Origin of the sequence: Mesorhizobium sp. BR1-1-16, assembly GCF_020165495.1 — a bacterium.
Lineage (GTDB): Bacteria > Pseudomonadota > Alphaproteobacteria > Rhizobiales > Kaistiaceae > Kaistia.
On sequence record NZ_JAIUIE010000005.1, the window covers coordinates 104,171 to 121,620 of the forward strand.

7 protein-coding genes are annotated in these 17,450 nt (G+C 64.1%); 5 read left to right on the plus strand and 2 right to left on the minus strand.

Annotated elements, in window-relative coordinates; all coding sequences use genetic code 11:
- Nucleotides 1–47: 47 nt before the first annotated feature.
- From LB518_RS13135 to LB518_RS13155, 5 genes are all read left to right on the plus strand, one after another.
- Nucleotides 48–1,457, plus strand: coding sequence for a glycoside hydrolase family 5 protein (locus LB518_RS13135; protein WP_224577964.1), 1,410 nt, complete (start codon nt 48–50; stop codon nt 1,455–1,457).
- Nucleotides 1,458–1,472: 15 nt separating this feature from the next.
- On the plus strand, nt 1,473–1,655 hold the full coding sequence (locus LB518_RS13140; protein WP_224577965.1) for a hypothetical protein: 183 nt from the start codon (nt 1,473–1,475) through the stop codon (nt 1,653–1,655).
- Entirely contained in the window at nt 1,652–2,644 is a 993-nt protein-coding gene (gene pdxA / locus LB518_RS13145; RefSeq protein ID WP_224577966.1) for a 4-hydroxythreonine-4-phosphate dehydrogenase PdxA, read from the plus strand. Before LB518_RS13140 ends, pdxA begins: the two co-directional genes overlap by 4 nt.
- A 23-nt stretch (nt 2,645–2,667) precedes the next feature.
- Nucleotides 2,668–3,840, plus strand: coding sequence for an enolase C-terminal domain-like protein (locus LB518_RS13150; RefSeq protein WP_224577967.1), 1,173 nt, complete (start codon nt 2,668–2,670; stop codon nt 3,838–3,840).
- Between the two features lie 215 nt (nt 3,841–4,055).
- Nucleotides 4,056–5,066 (plus strand): Gfo/Idh/MocA family protein, encoded by a 1,011-nt coding sequence (locus tag LB518_RS13155; RefSeq protein ID WP_224577968.1) that lies wholly within the window; start codon nt 4,056–4,058, stop codon nt 5,064–5,066.
- Between the two features lie 57 nt (nt 5,067–5,123).
- On the opposite strand, the gene LB518_RS13160 is transcribed toward LB518_RS13155, so the two are convergent.
- Both LB518_RS13160 and LB518_RS13165 read right to left on the minus strand, forming a co-directional pair.
- On the minus strand, nt 5,124–5,684 hold the full coding sequence (locus LB518_RS13160) for an invasion associated locus B family protein (RefSeq protein WP_224577969.1): 561 nt from the start codon (nt 5,682–5,684) through the stop codon (nt 5,124–5,126).
- A gap of 116 nt (nt 5,685–5,800) precedes the next feature.
- The gene (locus tag LB518_RS13165; protein WP_224577970.1) at nt 5,801–16,663 is read right to left on the minus strand and encodes a hypothetical protein; all 10,863 of its coding nucleotides are present in this window, start codon (nt 16,661–16,663) and stop codon (nt 5,801–5,803) included.
- Between the last annotated feature and the right edge of the window lie 787 nt (nt 16,664–17,450).

Below are 17,450 nucleotides of genomic sequence, written 5' to 3' on the forward strand. Positions count from 1 at the left end.
GGCGGGACAGTCGCCGCGCAAACCCGCGAACAATCGAGAACATTCCAATGAACGATCGCTTCCTGACCGTCAGCGGCACGAAGATCCTGGATGGCACGAGCAAGGCCGTGTCGCTGCGCGGATACAATATCGGCGGCTTCATGAACATGGAGAACTTCCTCACCGGGTTCCCCTCCACCGAAACACTGCAGCGAGAGGCGCTGCTGCGCGCGCTCGGGCCCGATCGCTATGCCCTCTTTTTCGAGCGTTTCATGGCATCGTTCTTTTCCGACGAGGACGCCCGTTATTTGGCCTCGCTCGGCATGAACCACGTGCGCATTCCGTTCAGCTACCGGCATTTCGAGGATGACGATCGCCCCTTCGAAATGAAGGAGGCCGGATTCACGCTGCTCGACAGCGTCATTGCCATGTGCGAGCGCCATGGCCTCTATGCCATTCTCGATCTGCATGCGCTGCCAGGCGCGCAGAACATGCACTGGCACAGCGACAACGCCACCCACAAGGCGCTGTTCTGGCAGCACCGGCATTTCCAGGACCGCGTCGTCAATCTGTGGACCCAGCTGGCGCTGCGCTACAAAGGCAATGCGACCGTCGCCGGCTACAACATCATGAACGAGCCCGGCGACGCCTCCAACGCCAGGATCAAGCCGTTCTACGACCGCGCCATCGACGCCATTCGCGCCATCGATCCCGACCACATCATCTTCCTCGACGGCAATCGCTATGGCCAGGATTTCAGCGCCTTCGAGGGTTTCGAGCCCTATCCGAACACCGTCTATGCCGCGCATGACTACAAGCTGCCGGGTTATTCCTATGGTGGTCCCTATCCGGGCATCACCCGCGGCGTCTATGTGGATCGCGCCAATATCGAGGAGACCTTCCTGAAGCGCACCGAGTTCATGCGCAAGACAGGGACGCCGATCTGGATCGGCGAGTTCGGCCCTGTCTTCACCGGCGATCTCGACCGCGATGCCGACCGTTACCACCTGCTCGAAGACCAGCTCGACATCTACAACGAACACGACGCCCACTGGTCGCTCTGGGCCTACAAGGATATCGGCGGCCAGGGCCTCGTCTACGCGGCTGCGGAATCGCCCTGGCGGACGCGCATCAAGCCGGTGACCGACAAGAAGGCTCGGCTCGGCGTCGATAGCTGGGGCTCGAGTGATGCCGATGTCCGCTACATCATGGGACCGGTCGAGGAAACGATCGCCAAGGAATATCCGGCCTTCGACCCGTTTCCGTTCGGACAGCAGAACTGGGCCCAGCAGCTCGTTCGCAGCATCCTGCTCGGCGAACCGATGGCCGAGGATTTTGGCAGGCTTTTTGCTGATATCGACGATGACGCGACCGTCATCGCGCTCGCCGAATCCTTCGCGCTTGGAAACTGCGTCCGCCGCCAGCGCCTCGCCGATCTGATCGCGGCGCGAACCGGTGATGCGTCGGCGACGCCCTGATCGAGGAGCCGCTTCTTGGACATCCTGATCCTTGCCGACGATCTCCCCGGCGGTGCCGACTTCACGGCGGCGAGCAACTGGGGCTGGTCGCGCCGTCCTGGCTCGAGCGAGGCCGGACGCTCATCGATGCGTTCGCCACGCTGCATGGTGGCGGACGCGACGCCCCCTCATCCCTCCAGATCCCGCATGGATCCATGACCCTTCCCACGATTGCCATCACCATGGGCGATGCCGCCGGCGTCGGGCCGGAAATCATCATGAAGAGCCTCGCGCATCGCGCGCTGTTCGAGGAATGCCGGCCGATCGTCATCGGCGACGCCGCCCGACTGCGCAAGGCGAGGGCTCTGCTCGGCAGTCAGTTGGCGGTGCAGGCGATCGCTTCGGTCGAGGAAGCCGATATTCGCCCCGGCATCGTCGCGGTGATCGACCTTCCGCTCATCCCCGATGATCTCGTCTGGGGCGCGCTCTCCGGGGTAGCCGGCGATGCGGCGTTCCAGTTCATCCGCAAGGCTGTGGAATTGATGACCGCAGGCGAAGTGGATGCCATCTGCACCGCCCCCTTGAACAAGGAGGCGCTCCACGCCGGCGGGCATGCCTTTCCCGGCCATACCGAGATGCTGGCGGCGCTGACCGGCACCGAGGAAGTGTCGATGATGCTGATGACGCCGAAGCTGCGCGTCATCCATGTGACCACGCATATCGGCCTGGTCGATGCCATTGCCCGGATCGAGCCGGGTCTGGTCGAGCGCACCATCATGCGTGGCCACGCGGCGCTTGTCCGTGCCGGCATCCCGAAGCCGCGCATCGGCGTTTGCGGCATCAATCCGCATGCCGGCGAACACGGCCTGTTCGGTCATGGCGAAGAGGAAAGCAAGATCATCCCCGCGGTCGAGGCCCTGCAGGCGCGCGGCATCGATGTCGAAGGGCCGCTGCCCGCCGACACGCTGTTTTTCCGCGCCCAACGCGGCGACTTCGATCTGGTGGTGGCCATGTATCACGACCAGGGCCATGGGCCGGTCAAGGTGCTTGGCATCGAGGACGGCGTAAACGTCACCGTGGGACTGCCAGTCATTCGCACCTCGGTCGATCATGGCACGGCCTTCGATATCGCCGGGACCGGCAAGGCCGACGAGCGTAGCCTGCTCGCGGCGCTGAACCAGGCGATCGTGCTGGCGCGCCGCGGCTAATTCCAGGAGGAGGAGAGAGTGCCATGGCTGAGGATCTGCGCATCAAGCGGTTGAGCGTGCACCAATACAAATGGCGCGCCCGCGAACTCGGCGCTGACTACAACGGCTTCAACCACATCTATCTGCAAGGTTCGACCGCCGAGCAGGTCGGCTATGTCTTCACGATCGAAACCGAAGCCGGCATCACGGGGGAATATGTCGGCGGCAATGGCGTCTCCTATGCACAGGTGGCCATGGTCGCGCATTATCTGATCGGCAGGAACGCGCTCGAGCGCGAGCTGATCTGGAACGATCTGAAGCGGGCGCTGCGCAAGCAGGATCGCTTCGGCATGGCGCCGATCGACGTTGCGCTGTGGGATATTGCGGGCAAGGCGGCGGGCTTGCCAATCTATGCGCTGCTCGGCGGCTGGCGCAAACGCTTGCCGGCCTATGCCTCGACCTATCATGGCGACGAAAACGGCGGCCTCGACAGCCCCGAGGCCTTTGGCGACTTCGCCCAGCAATGCAAGGAAATGGGCTATCCGGCCTTCAAGATCCATGGCTGGGGCAACGGACCGATCGAGCGCGAAGTGGCCACGGTGCTGCAGACACGCAAAGCGGTCGGCGACAGTATGGACCTGATGATCGATCCGGCCTGCGAATATGAGACCTGGGCCGATGCGCTCAAGGTCGGCAGGGCCTGCGACGAGGCGGGCTATTTCTGGCTCGAAGACCCCTACAAGGATGGCGGTCAGTCGGCCTTCGCCCACAAGAAGCTGCGCCAGATCATCAAGACCCCGATCCTGCTCGGCGAGCATGTGCGCGGCATGGAATTACGCGTCGACCAGATCATCGCCGAGGGAACCGACTATGTCCGTGCCGACGTCGACTATGACGGCGGCATCACCGGCGTTATGAAGCTGGCGCATGTGGCGGAAGGCTTTGGCCTCGATTGCGAGATCCACGCGCCGGGTCCCGCCCCGCGCCACTGCATGGCCTCGATCCGCAATACCAACTACTATGAACTCGGCCTGGTACATCCCAAGGTTCCGGGGCCTTCGACCCAGTGCCGCATCTTTGCCGACGGCTATTCGGACGATCTCGACGCGGTCGACGCAAATGGCTGCGTGGCCGTACCGGAGGGTCCCGGCCTCGGCGTCACCATCGATTGGGATTGGCTGCAGAGGCACGAAACCGGAAAGACGGTCTACGAATAGGCCATTCTTTGCCGGCGAAGCGTCGGGGCGGAGCGCCGCCCCGCCAAGCCACATGGCAGATGTAAGGTCGAGGCGTCAACGCCTGCCAGATGCCACCGGCAGGCGAGCGTCATCATCACGGACTGCCCGGCGCCGCGATCAACATTGTGCCGGAACAGACTGCCGTCCTCCCGGCGGCGACCTCAGGCCCCCAAGGATGAGCGTTGGATATCGACATGCATAGAATCGGAATTCTCGGCGCCGCCGGCATTGCGCCACGCTCGATCATTGCCCCGGCGCGGCGCCGCAGCGACGCGATCATCCATGCCGTGGCTTCGCGCCGCCCCGGCGCGGCCGACGCCTATGCCAAGATCCACGGCATCGAAGCAGCCTATGAGAGCTACGAGGCGCTGCTTGCCGATCCGGCGATCGACATCGTCTACAACGCCCTGCCGCCGGCCGGCCACGCGGAATGGACCGAGAAGGCGCTGGCGCATGGCAAGCATGTCCTCTGCGAGAAGCCGCTCGCCATGAATGCGACCGAGGCCGCGGGCATGGTGGCCGCTGCCGCACGTCATGATCGCGTGCTCGCCGAAGCCTTTCACGACCGCTATCATCCGGTCTTCCTGCATCTGCTGCAGCTCAAGGACGCCGGCGCGTTCGGCGCCATCCGTTCACTCCGCGCCGAGTTTCATGTCGATATCCCGTTCGACCCAAAGTCCATCCGCCATGATCCCGGCCAGGGCGGGGGTGCTATGATGGATCTCGGGTGCTATCCGGTTCATTGGCTGCGCGCCTTCATGGCCGAGGAACCCGCCGTGATCTCGGCGGTGGCCGAGCCAAACCCGCTCGGCACGGACCAGCGCATGGTGGCCGAACTCATGTTCCCCGGCCGTGTAACGGCTCACCTCGTGGCCGATATCGCCAGCCCGCCATTTCGGGGATTGCTGCGCATCGAGGGCGAAAGCGGCACAGTGGAACTGGATAATCCCTGCCTGCCGCACCGCGGCCATTCGCTGCGCGAGTGGTTCGGTACCAGCTATCGCGAGCACACGATGGCCGGGGGAACGACCTATGACTATCAGCTCGAAGCCTTCATAGCCGCGGTCGACCAAGGGACACCGCTGCCTACTGGCGGCGCCGACTCGATCGGCAATATGAGCACGGTGGACGCTGTCTACGACAAGGCGATCGCGGCGGGCACACTCGCGTCGCGGCCCGCCAGGGGCGTGGCCACCCAGCCGTGACCGAAGCCTCTGACGCGCGGGTCCGCCGTCACAGCGGACCTTGCGCGTCGGCGCCGATCAGTCCCGGAGAGCCGGGACGGCTTCGGCGATGCCCTTCAGCGGCACTTTGAGGGCGATCGCCTGCCCGGTGGTCGCAACGAATGTCACGGTCGCCTCGCTAGCCGCGCCCAGTTCGCGGGACAGCGCATTGTCAAACGCGCCGGCGGCTTCGCAGCCCTGCGGGTCGCAAAGGACAAAGTCGATCTTGTGAGGCTTGCCGCCAGCGACCGTCAGCACGATCCCCGGCCGGGTCAGGATGCCGAGCGGCACGCGGAGCGCGAAGGTCGGCTTGCCGGCCGCGTCGTTACCGATCTCCCAGACCAGCAGGTTCTGCTGCGTCTTGTTGTTGACGATCCTGAGATTGGCCGCGCAGGTGCGCTTGGCATCCTTTGACAGGGTGTCGTTGCAGGTCACGGTCCAGTTGTCATAGACCACTGTCTCCGTCCGCTTGGGAGCGCTGACCTCGGGCTTTGGCGCAGGGGTCTGCGCCGAAGACGACGAGACGATCAGGCCGGCACAGAGAGCGATTGCGACGCCGGCCAAGCGGGCCGGATGAACGAAACCAAGCGCGCGTTGCATCTGAACTTCCTTGTTTACGCGAGACCGGCGGTCGCGAGCGGAAACGACGCCGTCGATGGAGGGCGGGCCAACCTCGAAAGGTCGGCCCGCTGTCTGCCGTCATGAGGGGCGCTGAACTACCAGTTGTAGCGCACGCCCGTCAGCGTCGTACCCGAGGTGAACTCGTTGCTGAACTTCACATCCGCGTTCAGGAAGCCGCTCCAGCCGCTGTCCTTGCCGAAGAGGTTGAGGCTGCCGCCAACTTCGCCGAAGGCACCGCCGAAATTATCCGTAGCCGTGAACGGCGTGCCGGCGTTGAGGATCGTGGCGCTGTTGTCGCCATCGAACTCGTACCACAGGCGCCCGACAGCCGACGCTTCGATCCAGTAGCTCTCGGCGTCATAGACCCGTCCGCCGAAGCGAGCTCCGATGGCACCGCGCAGGCTTTCCCCATCATTGAACTCAACGACGCTGTTCGAAACGCTGGCCATATTGTCGATGCTCGCATTGACATAGGCGAGCGTGGCGACCGGCTCGAAGAAGATCTGCGGCGTCCACTGGACGCGGTAGCCCGAGTCGATGACGAAGCCGAGCGATGTCACGTCGGACGACCCGCTCGACGCTCCGTAGCCCGACAGCGTCGGCGCGGTGTAGTCGAGATTGAGGAAGTCCGCCTTGACGAGGCCGTCGAGGAAGAAGCCGCCATTGATGTAGGTGCCGTAGACACCGACCGTGCCGCCGCTGTAGTCGCCCGATGTCGGTGACTGGCCGAAATCGAGCTGCGAGGTGACATAGCCACCGAGGACACCGAACAGCAGCGCCGACTTGTCGGTGACGTTGCCGCCGATATCGGCGCCGGCCATGAAGCCATAGGTGTTCTGGTTGTAGGACGTGTCGAAATCGAAGTTCTTGTCGAACACGCTGTAGCCGGTATTGCTGTCCCGGTTCATCCAGCTGCCGACGGCCTTTGCCCATACGCCCGGCGTCAGGCTCTTCTGAGACGCGGCGACCGCTCCCGTTCCGAGCTTGGACGACCCATCATCCGGCGTCGCCGGAGGCGGGTTGATGAAATAGGAGCGAAGGTCGGCCTGGCGATCGAGCCAGAGGCCCGCGGTCTCATGCCAGATCGTCTGCGCACCGGTGACGAAGGACGGGAATTCCAGAGCTTCCTGATCCGGCAGACCGACAAGAAGCTGCGTCGTCCCGGTCGCCGTCGGCGCCGTCGCGAGATCGTAGAAGAACAACCCCTTGTCGATGATGCCGCCAAACCGGCTCGAATAATTGGCCGAATTGGGATCGATCACGAAATTGCCGGGAGCGATCGTACCGTTCTGGGACTGGACTACTGCGATACCCGTCGGGTTGAACGCGCCGGGTCCTGAATTGACGTCATTGACCAGGATCTGCGTCGTTCCGTACGCCACCTGACCGGCGATCGGATTGCCGTTCACATCGAGGCCGCCGATCAGCAGCGTATCGGACGTCGAGCCGGGACCGGCGAGATAGGCATCGACGGCCAGCGTGCTGTTTCCAACGCCGGTGAACGTCCCGCTGGTATAGGTGACGTCACGGTTGGCATTGTAGGCAAGCTGGCCAGCCGTCTCGTCGCTGAGGGTCACCAGACCGACGCCGGCGCCGGATGGATCGCCATTCACAAAGCTTTCCAGCGAGGAAAGGTTGGTCTGCTCAGCGACAGCGCCGTTGAGGGCCGTCTGGATCCGCCCGGGATTGTTGAGCGTGTCCGAACCGCCGCCGAAGCTGTTGTCGCCGACGACGACCCAGGTATTCGAGCTGTAGTTGTTGAAGATATCGGCGTTGTCGGTGAGGCCGATCCGGCCGACCAGCGTGCCGTAGTTATTGATTGTGGTCGCGCCGCCATCTGTGTCGATGGCGATGCGGCTCGCGGCGGTTGCGAGATCGTTGTTCGCCGGGCTGCTGCCATCGAAAGCCCACGAGGTGACAAGCGCCCCGGTAGCGATTTCGATGCTCGTCGCAGTGTTGCTCGTGACAGAGAGCACGGCATTGCCCCAGTCCGTGCCCGAGCCAGACACCACGGCGTTGGCGCCGACGCTGACGGAGGCGACATCACTGCTGGTGATGGCGATGCCTCGGCCCGTGCCGGTCTCGCCGCTGTCGCCACGCAGATAGCTGCCGCTGCCGACGGAGACGGTGGCGTTATCGGCGCTGGAGACCGAGACGGCGTCGGTACCGGCCTTGACGGAGGCGTTGCTGCCGACCGTCACGAATGCATCGTCGCTGCCCCCGCCCACGGCGTTGGTCGCGACGATACCCGTGCCGCCCGAAACGACTGTGCTCTGCGAGCCGGTGGTGACGGAGACAATGCCAGAACCGCCGGACAGCTTCGTCGCAGCGATGCCGGTGCCGGCAGCCGAAACCGTCGTTCCCGCCGCCGTGGCAATGGTCGCATCGCCATCCTGCGCTTCGCCATAGGCGATCAGGCCGTCCTGTCCGTAGACATTGGCGTTGGTGACGATGGAAATGTCACCCGCTCCGTCCGTCTTGGACACGGTCACGCCGGCTGCACCGGCATTGATCGTCGCCCACGTCGTCACGAGAAGATCGCCATCGCCGGACTGATGGTCGACGCTGATGCCATTGCCGCCCGCCGTGATGGCGCCGGCCGCATCGACGATCACCGCGTTGGTGCCGTCGCCGTCGCCATAGGACTTGCCGACCGAGATGCCGTCACCCGACGAGACGATCGTTCCGTTGACGGTGCTCGTCACCTGGACGAGGCCCGCCCCGCCGACATTGACCACCGACACGCCGTCGCTGCCCGTTGCCGCACCCGAACGGCCGCTGATCGGGCCATCGAGATTGATGGTTGTGTTGCCGTTGCCGCCGTTGAACGCGAATACGCCCAGCCCGTCGGACTGCACAGAGCCGAGAACGTCGATGTTGACGTCACCGCTCCCGATACTCGCCCCGACGACGCCGATGAGGTCAGCCGCCACGGTGCCCGTGGTGGTGACATTGACCGTGTTGCCGTCGCCATAGCTGGCGCCGGCGACACCGACAACACCAGCCATGACCGTGCCGTTGTTGACGACATCGATATCGCTGTCATCGCCAACGCCGACACCAATCAAGCCAGCAAGACCAGCAGTGACCGTCGCGTCGTTGGTGACATCGACAGAGTTGCCGTTGCCGACAGCAAGGCCGCCGACACCAATCTGACCGGCCGCGACCATGCCCTCGTTGTCGACCTGGAGGTCGTTGTCATCGCCGATGCCAACGCCGAGCACGCCGGCAAAGTCCGCATTGACCGTGCCATTGCTGTCGTTCAGCACGGCCACGGAATTGTCATTGCCGACGGCGAGGCCGCCGACGCCAACCAGGCCCGCAGTCACCGCACCGCTATTGGTGCTGCTGATGACGTTGTTGTCACCAATGCCGATGCTGAAGACGCCAGCAATGTCCGGATCAACCGTGCCGTAATTCGTCGTCGTGACAATGTTATCGTTGCCGACTGCAAGGCCACCGACACCGAAGAGACCGGCAGTCACCGTGCCCTTGTTGGTAGTGGTGACCGTGTTGTCATCGCCGATGCCGACGCCAATCACACCCGCGACGCCGGCGTTGACCATGCCAGAACTGTCGTTCAGCACCGTCACCTGGTTATCGTCGCCATAAGCGATACCGCCGACGCCAACGAGGCCGGCTGTGACCATACCGCTGTTGCTGGCGGCGACCGTGTTGTCGTCGCCTGCGCCCATGGCGAGGACTCCGGCGACGTCCGAGCCGACCGTGCCATAGTTGATCGCGTTGACGATGTTGTCGTCGCCGATGACGAGACCGCCAACGCCGACCAGGCCAGCTGTCACCGTGCCGCTGTTGCCGATCCCGACGACATTGCCGTCACCGACGCCAACGCCGATCACCCCGGCAAGACCCGCATCGACTGCGCCTGAATTGGAATTCAGCACCAGGACCGAGTTGTCGTCGCCGATGGCGAGACCGCCGACACCGACGACGCCGGCTGTCACGGTCCCAATATTGGTGGTGCCGATCACATTGCCGTCGCCAATGGCCATGCCGATGACACCGGCAGTGTCTGCATCGACGTCGCCGCGGTTCCGCACATCGATGGCGTTGCCATCGCCAACAGCGAGCCCGCCGACGCCAACAAGACCGGCCGTCACCACACCGCTGTTCCCGACGCCGATCGTGTTGTCGTCGCCGATAGCAACGCTCATCACGCCGGCGATATCCGCATCGACCGTGCCGTGGTTTCTGGTCTCGACAATGTTGTCATCGCCTACGACCAAGCCGCCGACACCGACAAGGCCCGCCGTGACCGCGCCGTTATTGCCGACGCCGACGATGTTGCCGTCACCAGAAGCAACCCCGATCACGCCAGCGATGTCCGCGTTGACCGTGCCGTGGTTCCTGACATCGACGGTGCTGTCATCGCCAACGGCGAGGCCACCGACTCCGACCAGACCCGCCGTCACCGTGCCATCGTTGCGGACATCGATCGCGTTGTCGTCGCCGATAGCGACGCCCATCACGCCCGCGACATCCGCCGTCACGCTGCCGTTCCAGGCATTGTTCACCGTCACATAGCTGTCGTTGCCATTGGCGAGACCGCCGACGCCGACGAGACCCGCCGTTACTGTGCCGAAATTGCTCGCGCTGACAAAGTTGTCATCGCCGGCACCGACCGCGATCAACCCGGCAACATCCGCGTCGATGCTGCCGCTGTTCCTCACGCTGACGCTATTGTCGTCACCGACGACAAGACCACCGACGCCGACCAGGCCGGCCGTGACCGTGCCACTGTTTCCAACGCGCACCCGGTTGTCATCGCCAATACCGACGCCGATGACGCCAGCGAGACCGGCGTTGACCGTGCCATCGCCGCCATTCGCCACCGTCACCCGGCTGTTATCGCCGACGGCAAGGCCGCCGACGCCGAAGAGGCTAGCCGTGACCGCGCCATTGTTGCCGACATCAATGACATTGTCGTCGCCGACGCCGACGCCGATCAGACCGGCAACCCCAGCATTGATCGTGCCGAAATTCGTCGCATCGACGCGGTTGTCATCGCCGACCGCTAGACCACCGACGCCGACAAGACCGGCCGTCACCGCACCGCTGTTCCCGACAGCGATCGTGTCGTCGTCGCCGATGGCGACGCCCATCACACCCGCGACATCGGCCGTTACAGTACCGTTCCAGGCATTGTTCGCCGTCACATGGCTGTCGTCGCCATAGGCAAGACCGCCGACGCCGACGAGACCAGCCGTGACCGTCCCGAAATTGCGGGCGCTGACAAAGTTATCATCACCGACACCGACCGCGATCAAGCCGGCAACATCAGCGTCGATCGTGCCGCTATTCTTGACGCTGACGCCATTGTCGTCACCGACGACGAGACCGCCGACGCCGACCAGACCGGCCGTGACCGTGCCGCTGTTTCCAACGCGCACCCAGTTGTCATCGCCAATGCCGACGCCGATCACGCCAGCGAGGCCGGCATTGACCGTGCCATAGCTGTCATTCGTCACCGTCACCCGGCTGTCATCACCAACGGCAAGACCGCCAACACCGACGAGGCCAGCTGTGACCGTGCCATTGTTGCCGGCATCGATAACATTGCCGTCGCCGATGCCGACGCCAAGCACGCCAGCGATGTCCGCATTGACCGTGCCGAAATACTCGTTCTGAGCGCTGACCGAATTATCGTCGCCGACACCGAGCGCACCGACGCCGACAAGCCCGGCCGTGACCGTGCCGCTGCTGGTGGCCGAGACGGTGTTGTTGTCGCCGATGCCGATCCCGAAGACGCCGGCGATGGCCGGATCGACTGTGCCGGAATTGGTCGTCGTAACCGTGTTGCCGTCGCCGACGGCGAGGCCGCCAACGCCAAAGAGACCCGCCGTTACGGTGCCCTTGTTGGTGGTCGTGACCGTGTTGTCATCACCGATGCCGACGCCGATCACACCGGCGAGGCCAGCGTTGACATTGCCGAAGCCGTCATTCGTCACCGTGACCGAATTGTCGTCGCCAACGGCAAGACCGCCGACGCCGACGAGGCCGGCCGTGACGTTGCCGATATTACCGGCCGAGATGGTGTTGCCGTCGCCGATGCCGACGCCGAGCACGCCAGCGATGTCCGCATTGACCGTGCCGAAATACTCGTTCTGAGCGCTGACCGAATTATCGTCGCCGACACCGAGCGCACCGACGCCGACAAGCCCGGCCGTGACCGTGCCGCTGCTGGTGGCCGAGACGGTGTTGTTGTCGCCGATGCCAACGCCAATCACGCCAGCAAGGTCCGCATTGACCGTGCCGGAATTGATTGTCGTAACCGAGTTGCCGTCGCCGACGGCGAGGCCGCCGACACCGACCAGGCCGGCCGTGACGTTGCCGATATTACCGGCCGAGACGGTGTTGCCGTCGCCGATGCCGACGCCGAGCACGCCAGCGATGTCCGCATTGACCGTGCCGAAATACTCGTTCTGAGCGCTGACCGAATTATCGTCGCCGACACCGAGCGCACCGACGCCGACAAGCCCGGCCGTGACCGTGCCGCTGCTGGTGGCCGAGACGGTGTTGTTGTCGCCGATGCCAACGCCAATCACGCCAGCAAGGTCCGCATTGACCGTGCCGGAATTGATTGTCGTAACTGTGTTGCCGTCGCCGACGGCGAGGCCGCCGACACCAATGAGACCCGCGGTAACGGTGCCCCTGTTGGTGGTGGTGATCGTGTTGCCGTCACCGATGCCGACGCCGAGGACACCGGCGAGGTCGGCATTGACGTTGCCATAGCTGTCGTTCAGCACCGTCACGGAGCTGTCGTCGCCATAGGCAAGACCGCCGACGCCGACGAGGCCGGCGGTGACCGTGTCATTGTTGCCAGCGGAAATGGTATTGTTGTCACCGACGCCGACACCGAGCACGCCAGCAACGTCGGCATTGACCGTGCCGAAATACTCGTTCTGCGCGCTGACCGAATTACCGTCACCGACACCGAGCGCACCGACGCCGACCAGGCCAGCCGTGACTGTGCCGCTGCTGGTGGCCGAGATGGTGTTGTCGTCGCCGATGCCAACGCCGAGCACGCCGGCGAGGCCAGCGTTGACATTGCCGAAGCCGTCATTCGTCACAGTGACCGAATTGTCGTCGCCAACGGCAAGACCGCCGACGCCGACCAGGCCGGCCGTGACATTGCCGTTGTTGCCGGCCGAGACGGTGTTGCCGTCGCCAATGCCGACGCCAAGCACGCCGGCGATATCGGCATTGACCGTACCGAAATACTCGTTCTGGGCGCTGACCGAATTATCGTCACCGACACCGAGCGCGCCGACGCCGACAAGCCCGGCCGTGACCGTGCCGCTGCTGGTGGCCGAGACGGTGTTGTTGTCACCGATGCCAACGCCGATCACGCCAGCAAGGTCGGCATTGACCGTGCCGGAATTGATCGTCGTAACTGTGTTGCCGTCGCCGACGGCGAGGCCGCCGACACCAATGAGACCCGCGGTGACCGTGCCCTTGTTGGTGGTCGTGACCGTGTTCTCATCACCGATGCCGACGCCGAGGACACCGGCGAGGCCAGCGTTGACATTGCCGAAGCCGTCATTCGTCACAGTGACGGTGTTGTCGTCGCCGACGGCGAGCCCGCCAACACCGACCAGGCCGGCCGTGACGTTGCCGATATTACCGGCCGAGACGGTGTTGCCGTCGCCAATGCCGACGCCAAGCACGCCGGCGATATCGGCATTGACCGTACCGAAATACTCGTTCTGAGCGCTGACAGAATTATCGTCACCAACGCCGAGCGCACCGACGCCGACAAGCCCGGCCGTGACCGTGCCGCTGCTGGTGGCCGAGACGGTGTTGCCGTCGCCGATGCCGACTCCGAGCACGCCGGCAAGGTCCGCATTGACCGTGCCGGAATTGATCGTCGTAACCGTGTCGCCATCGCCGACGGCGAGGCCGCCGACACCAATGAGACCCGCGGTAACGGTGCCCCTGTTGGTGGTGGTGATCGTGTTGCCGTCACCGATGCCGACGCCGATCACACCGGCGAGGTCGGCATTGACGTTGCCATAGCTGTCGTTCAGCACCGTCACGGAGCTGTCGTCACCATAGGCAAGACCGCCGACGCCGACGAGGCCAGCCGTGACCGTGCCGTTGTTGCCAGCGGAAATGGTATTGTTGTCACCGACGCCGACACCGAGCACGCCAGCAACGTCGGCATTGACCGTGCCGAAATACTCGTTCTGCGCGCTGACCGAATTACCGTCACCGACACCGAGCGCACCGACGCCGACCAGGCCAGCCGTGACTGTGCCGCTGCTGGTGGCCGAGATGGTGTTGTCGTCGCCGATGCCAACGCCGAGCACGCCGGCGAGGCCAGCGTTGACATTGCCGAAGCCGTCATTCGTCACAGTGACCGAATTGTCGTCGCCAACGGCAAGACCGCCGACGCCGACCAGGCCGGCCGTGACATTGCCGTTGTTGCCAGCGGAGATGGCGTTGTTGTCACCGACGCCGACGCCGAGCACGCCAGCAACGTCGGCATTGACCGTGCCGAAATACTCGTTCTGGGCGGAAACGGTGTTGCCGTCGCCATAGGCAAGACCGCCGATACCGACGAGTCCAGCCGAGACGGTGCCGCTGTTGGTCAGCACCATCTCATTGTTGTCGCCAACGCTGAGGCCCCCGACGCCAATCAGATAATTGTCGATCGTCCCAGTGTTCTTGACGTCGACGTCTGGCAACGCCGAGGCGTTGCCGTCGCCAACCTTGACCGCGCCGACACCGAGCAGCGCCGTCGCCGAACTGGAGCTGACATCACCATTATTGTTCACGACGGCCCGGCCGTCGCCGATATTCGCGGAGATGACGCCGATGACATCCGCGTCGACCGTGCTGCCGGCCGCCGTATTGGTGGTTGCCGTACCATTGCCAATCGTCAGCGCGGCCATGCCGATGAGCGGCGGATCGATATCGCCGTTCAGCGTCGCCGTTGCGTCGCCCTGGTTGGAGATCGCGGCGACGCCAACGAGGCCGCCCGAGATCTTGCCATTGGCGGTGACATTGGTATTGCCGTAGGTGTTGAAGCCGACGACGCCGGCATAGCTGCCGGAGACATCGCCAGTGGTGACGTCGACGGTACCGGGCGTTCCCCCCGTCGCAAGCGAACCGGCGAGCACGCCGAAGCCGTTGTTGCCGACAACGGCACCACCGGTGGTGTCGACGCTGACCTCGTTGCCGCCATTGCCGATACCGAGCGCAATCACGCCGCTGCCATTGGTGCCGGTGATGTCGCCCGACGTATTGACGTCGACGATCGCCTTGCCATTGCCAAGCGGGAGCCTCGAGGGATCGGAAATATCGAGCGAGCCGAGATCGAGCGCGGTCGGGTCGACTGCCACGCTGCCGGCAATCGCCAACACGCCGACATCGTTGCCGGTGATATCGGCGGAGCCGGTCACGTTGGTCTCGGCGATGCCAGGCGTGCCGCTGAGCGCGCCGCTCGCCGCGATGGCGGAAATGCCGATACCATTGGTGCCGGTCACGGACGTGCCGTCGGCATTCACCGTCGTCCGCGCATCCATGTTGGCGCCGAGGGCCAGCGCGTTGATGCCGTTCTCATTGCCGAGAACCGTCGAGGTGCCCGTGGTGGTGATATTCGTAGCGCCACCGAAACCGAGGGCCCCAGTCGAGGTCGCCGCGATGCCATCACCGGATTGACCCGTCACGGCGCCGTTGTTGACGTAGACATTGGCGCCACCGCCCACCGTGAGCGCGTTGATGCCATTGTCTCCGCCGGTGACAATGGTCCCATGGGTCGTGATGTCGGCAGCAACGCCATTCACATTGATGCCGTTGCCGGTCGTGCCCGTGACCGAGCCACCCGTCAGGTCGAACGTATTGGTCCCGCCGAGCGCGTTGATGCCGTTGCTGCCGCCGACAACGGTCGTTCCATTGGTGGTGACGTTGTTGAGGAGGCCGTTGGTGACAATGCCGTCACCGGCGGTGCCGGTCACAGTGCCGCCCTTGAGATTCAGCGTGTTGGACGTGCTGAGGGCATTGATGCCGTTCTGGCCGCCCGTGATGTCGGTTCCGTCTGTCGTGATGTTGGCGGAGACGCCGCTGACATTGATGCCGCTGCCGGTCGTGCCCGTGACCGACCCGCCCGTCAGCTTGACAGTGCTCACGCCGACAAGCGCATCGATGCCGTTAGTCCCGCCGACAACGGTCGTTCCGTTGGTGGTGACATTGTTGATGAGGCCGTTGGCGACGATGCCGCTGCCAGCGGTGCCGGTCACGGTCCCGCCCGTCAGATTGAGCGTGTTCGTCGCACTGAGAGCGCTGATGCCGTTCTGGCCACCGGTAACGTTGGTCCCGTTGGTCGTGATGGAGGTGCTGACGTCCAGAGCGCCACCATCGGACAGGATTCCGTCGCCGGTCGTACCGGTAACGGATCCGCCCGTCAGATTGGCGCTGTTGATGGCGCCATTGAGCCGGATTCCGTTGTTTGAGCCAACGACGACAGTATTTGTCGTCGTGACATTTGCTGAACCGATGACGGGCACAGTCGAACGGACGCTGATGCCATCGCCATTGTTGCCCCTGACGGTCGTGGTGCCGCCGAGCGCGCCGTTGATCGTGACGGATGCGCTGGTGCCGACGGCATTGATGCCCGTATTGGCGCCCGTGACGGTCGAGCCCGATCCGCCCGTATAGGTAGCCGAGCCGAGCGTTGCGCCAAGGACATCGACGCCGTTCTGGCCGGAAATCGTGCTCGTCACCGAGCCGTTGTTCTTGAAGGCGGCGATCGGCGCCAGGGTTCCACCCTGAACACCCGCGCCAGCCCCCGTCACCGAGACCCCGCTGTTGACGGTCACGGTCACGGTGCCCAACTGCAGGCCGGCCGGCGATGTGAGGCGATTGCCCGTCGTCGTGGCGACACTGCTGCTGTAGGTTTTGTCCGCGCGGGCCGGCCCGGCGCCGCCGATCATCAAGGCAAGCGCGAATGTGGTGGCAATGCCCGTCGAGCATAAAAGCCGGGCCCGAGAATCGGCTAGCCGACCAGTTCTCGGCGCCACACTCGAGACAACGCTTTTCGCCCGTGCAGAATCCACCATTCCATCCCCCCACGCATCCAATCAGCCGCTGACTACCCAGCACCCGACGATGCCTAATTGAGAGGCGGACGGTGATGTTCGGTACGGCAGCGGCGAGCCTATCTCTGATTGCATCTTAACCGAAAGTGGTAGGCTGGACGAATTGCATCACAACGGTGGCATAGTTTGGCACTGTGGCGATTACGCAACAGACATTGCCTGAAGCGGCACCGCCAGCGGACAGCGAACGGTCTTTCAAATTCGACGTTGCCGCTTTCATCACTTGCTGGCCAAGGCTGAAAGCTCATTCGTCGATATCGAAAAAGCCAGTATAATCAATATTTTATACCAACGACGACTTGGTTGAGATCGAGGCGGCATGATCGAGCAATGGGCAGGCGTCGAGTGAGATGAAAGCTTGGCGAGGATGGCCGGCGCCACCTGGAATCAGCGATGCCCTTGGTGAGACCAAGGGTTTGTATTCGAAAGTGGTAGACGGTTGCACGGCAGGATTGGGGCGCACCTGCGGCCGGTAATCGAGGGGCCATCGACGACGATGGGGCGCGATTTCGCGCCGCCCTAAGCGGCGGTAGCGCGATACCGTTGGTACTGACCCCGATCGTCGATCTCGCCTTAGTCGAGCGGCGATCTCGGCCCGCGCAGCGCCGGGCCGGCCGGCGCGCGC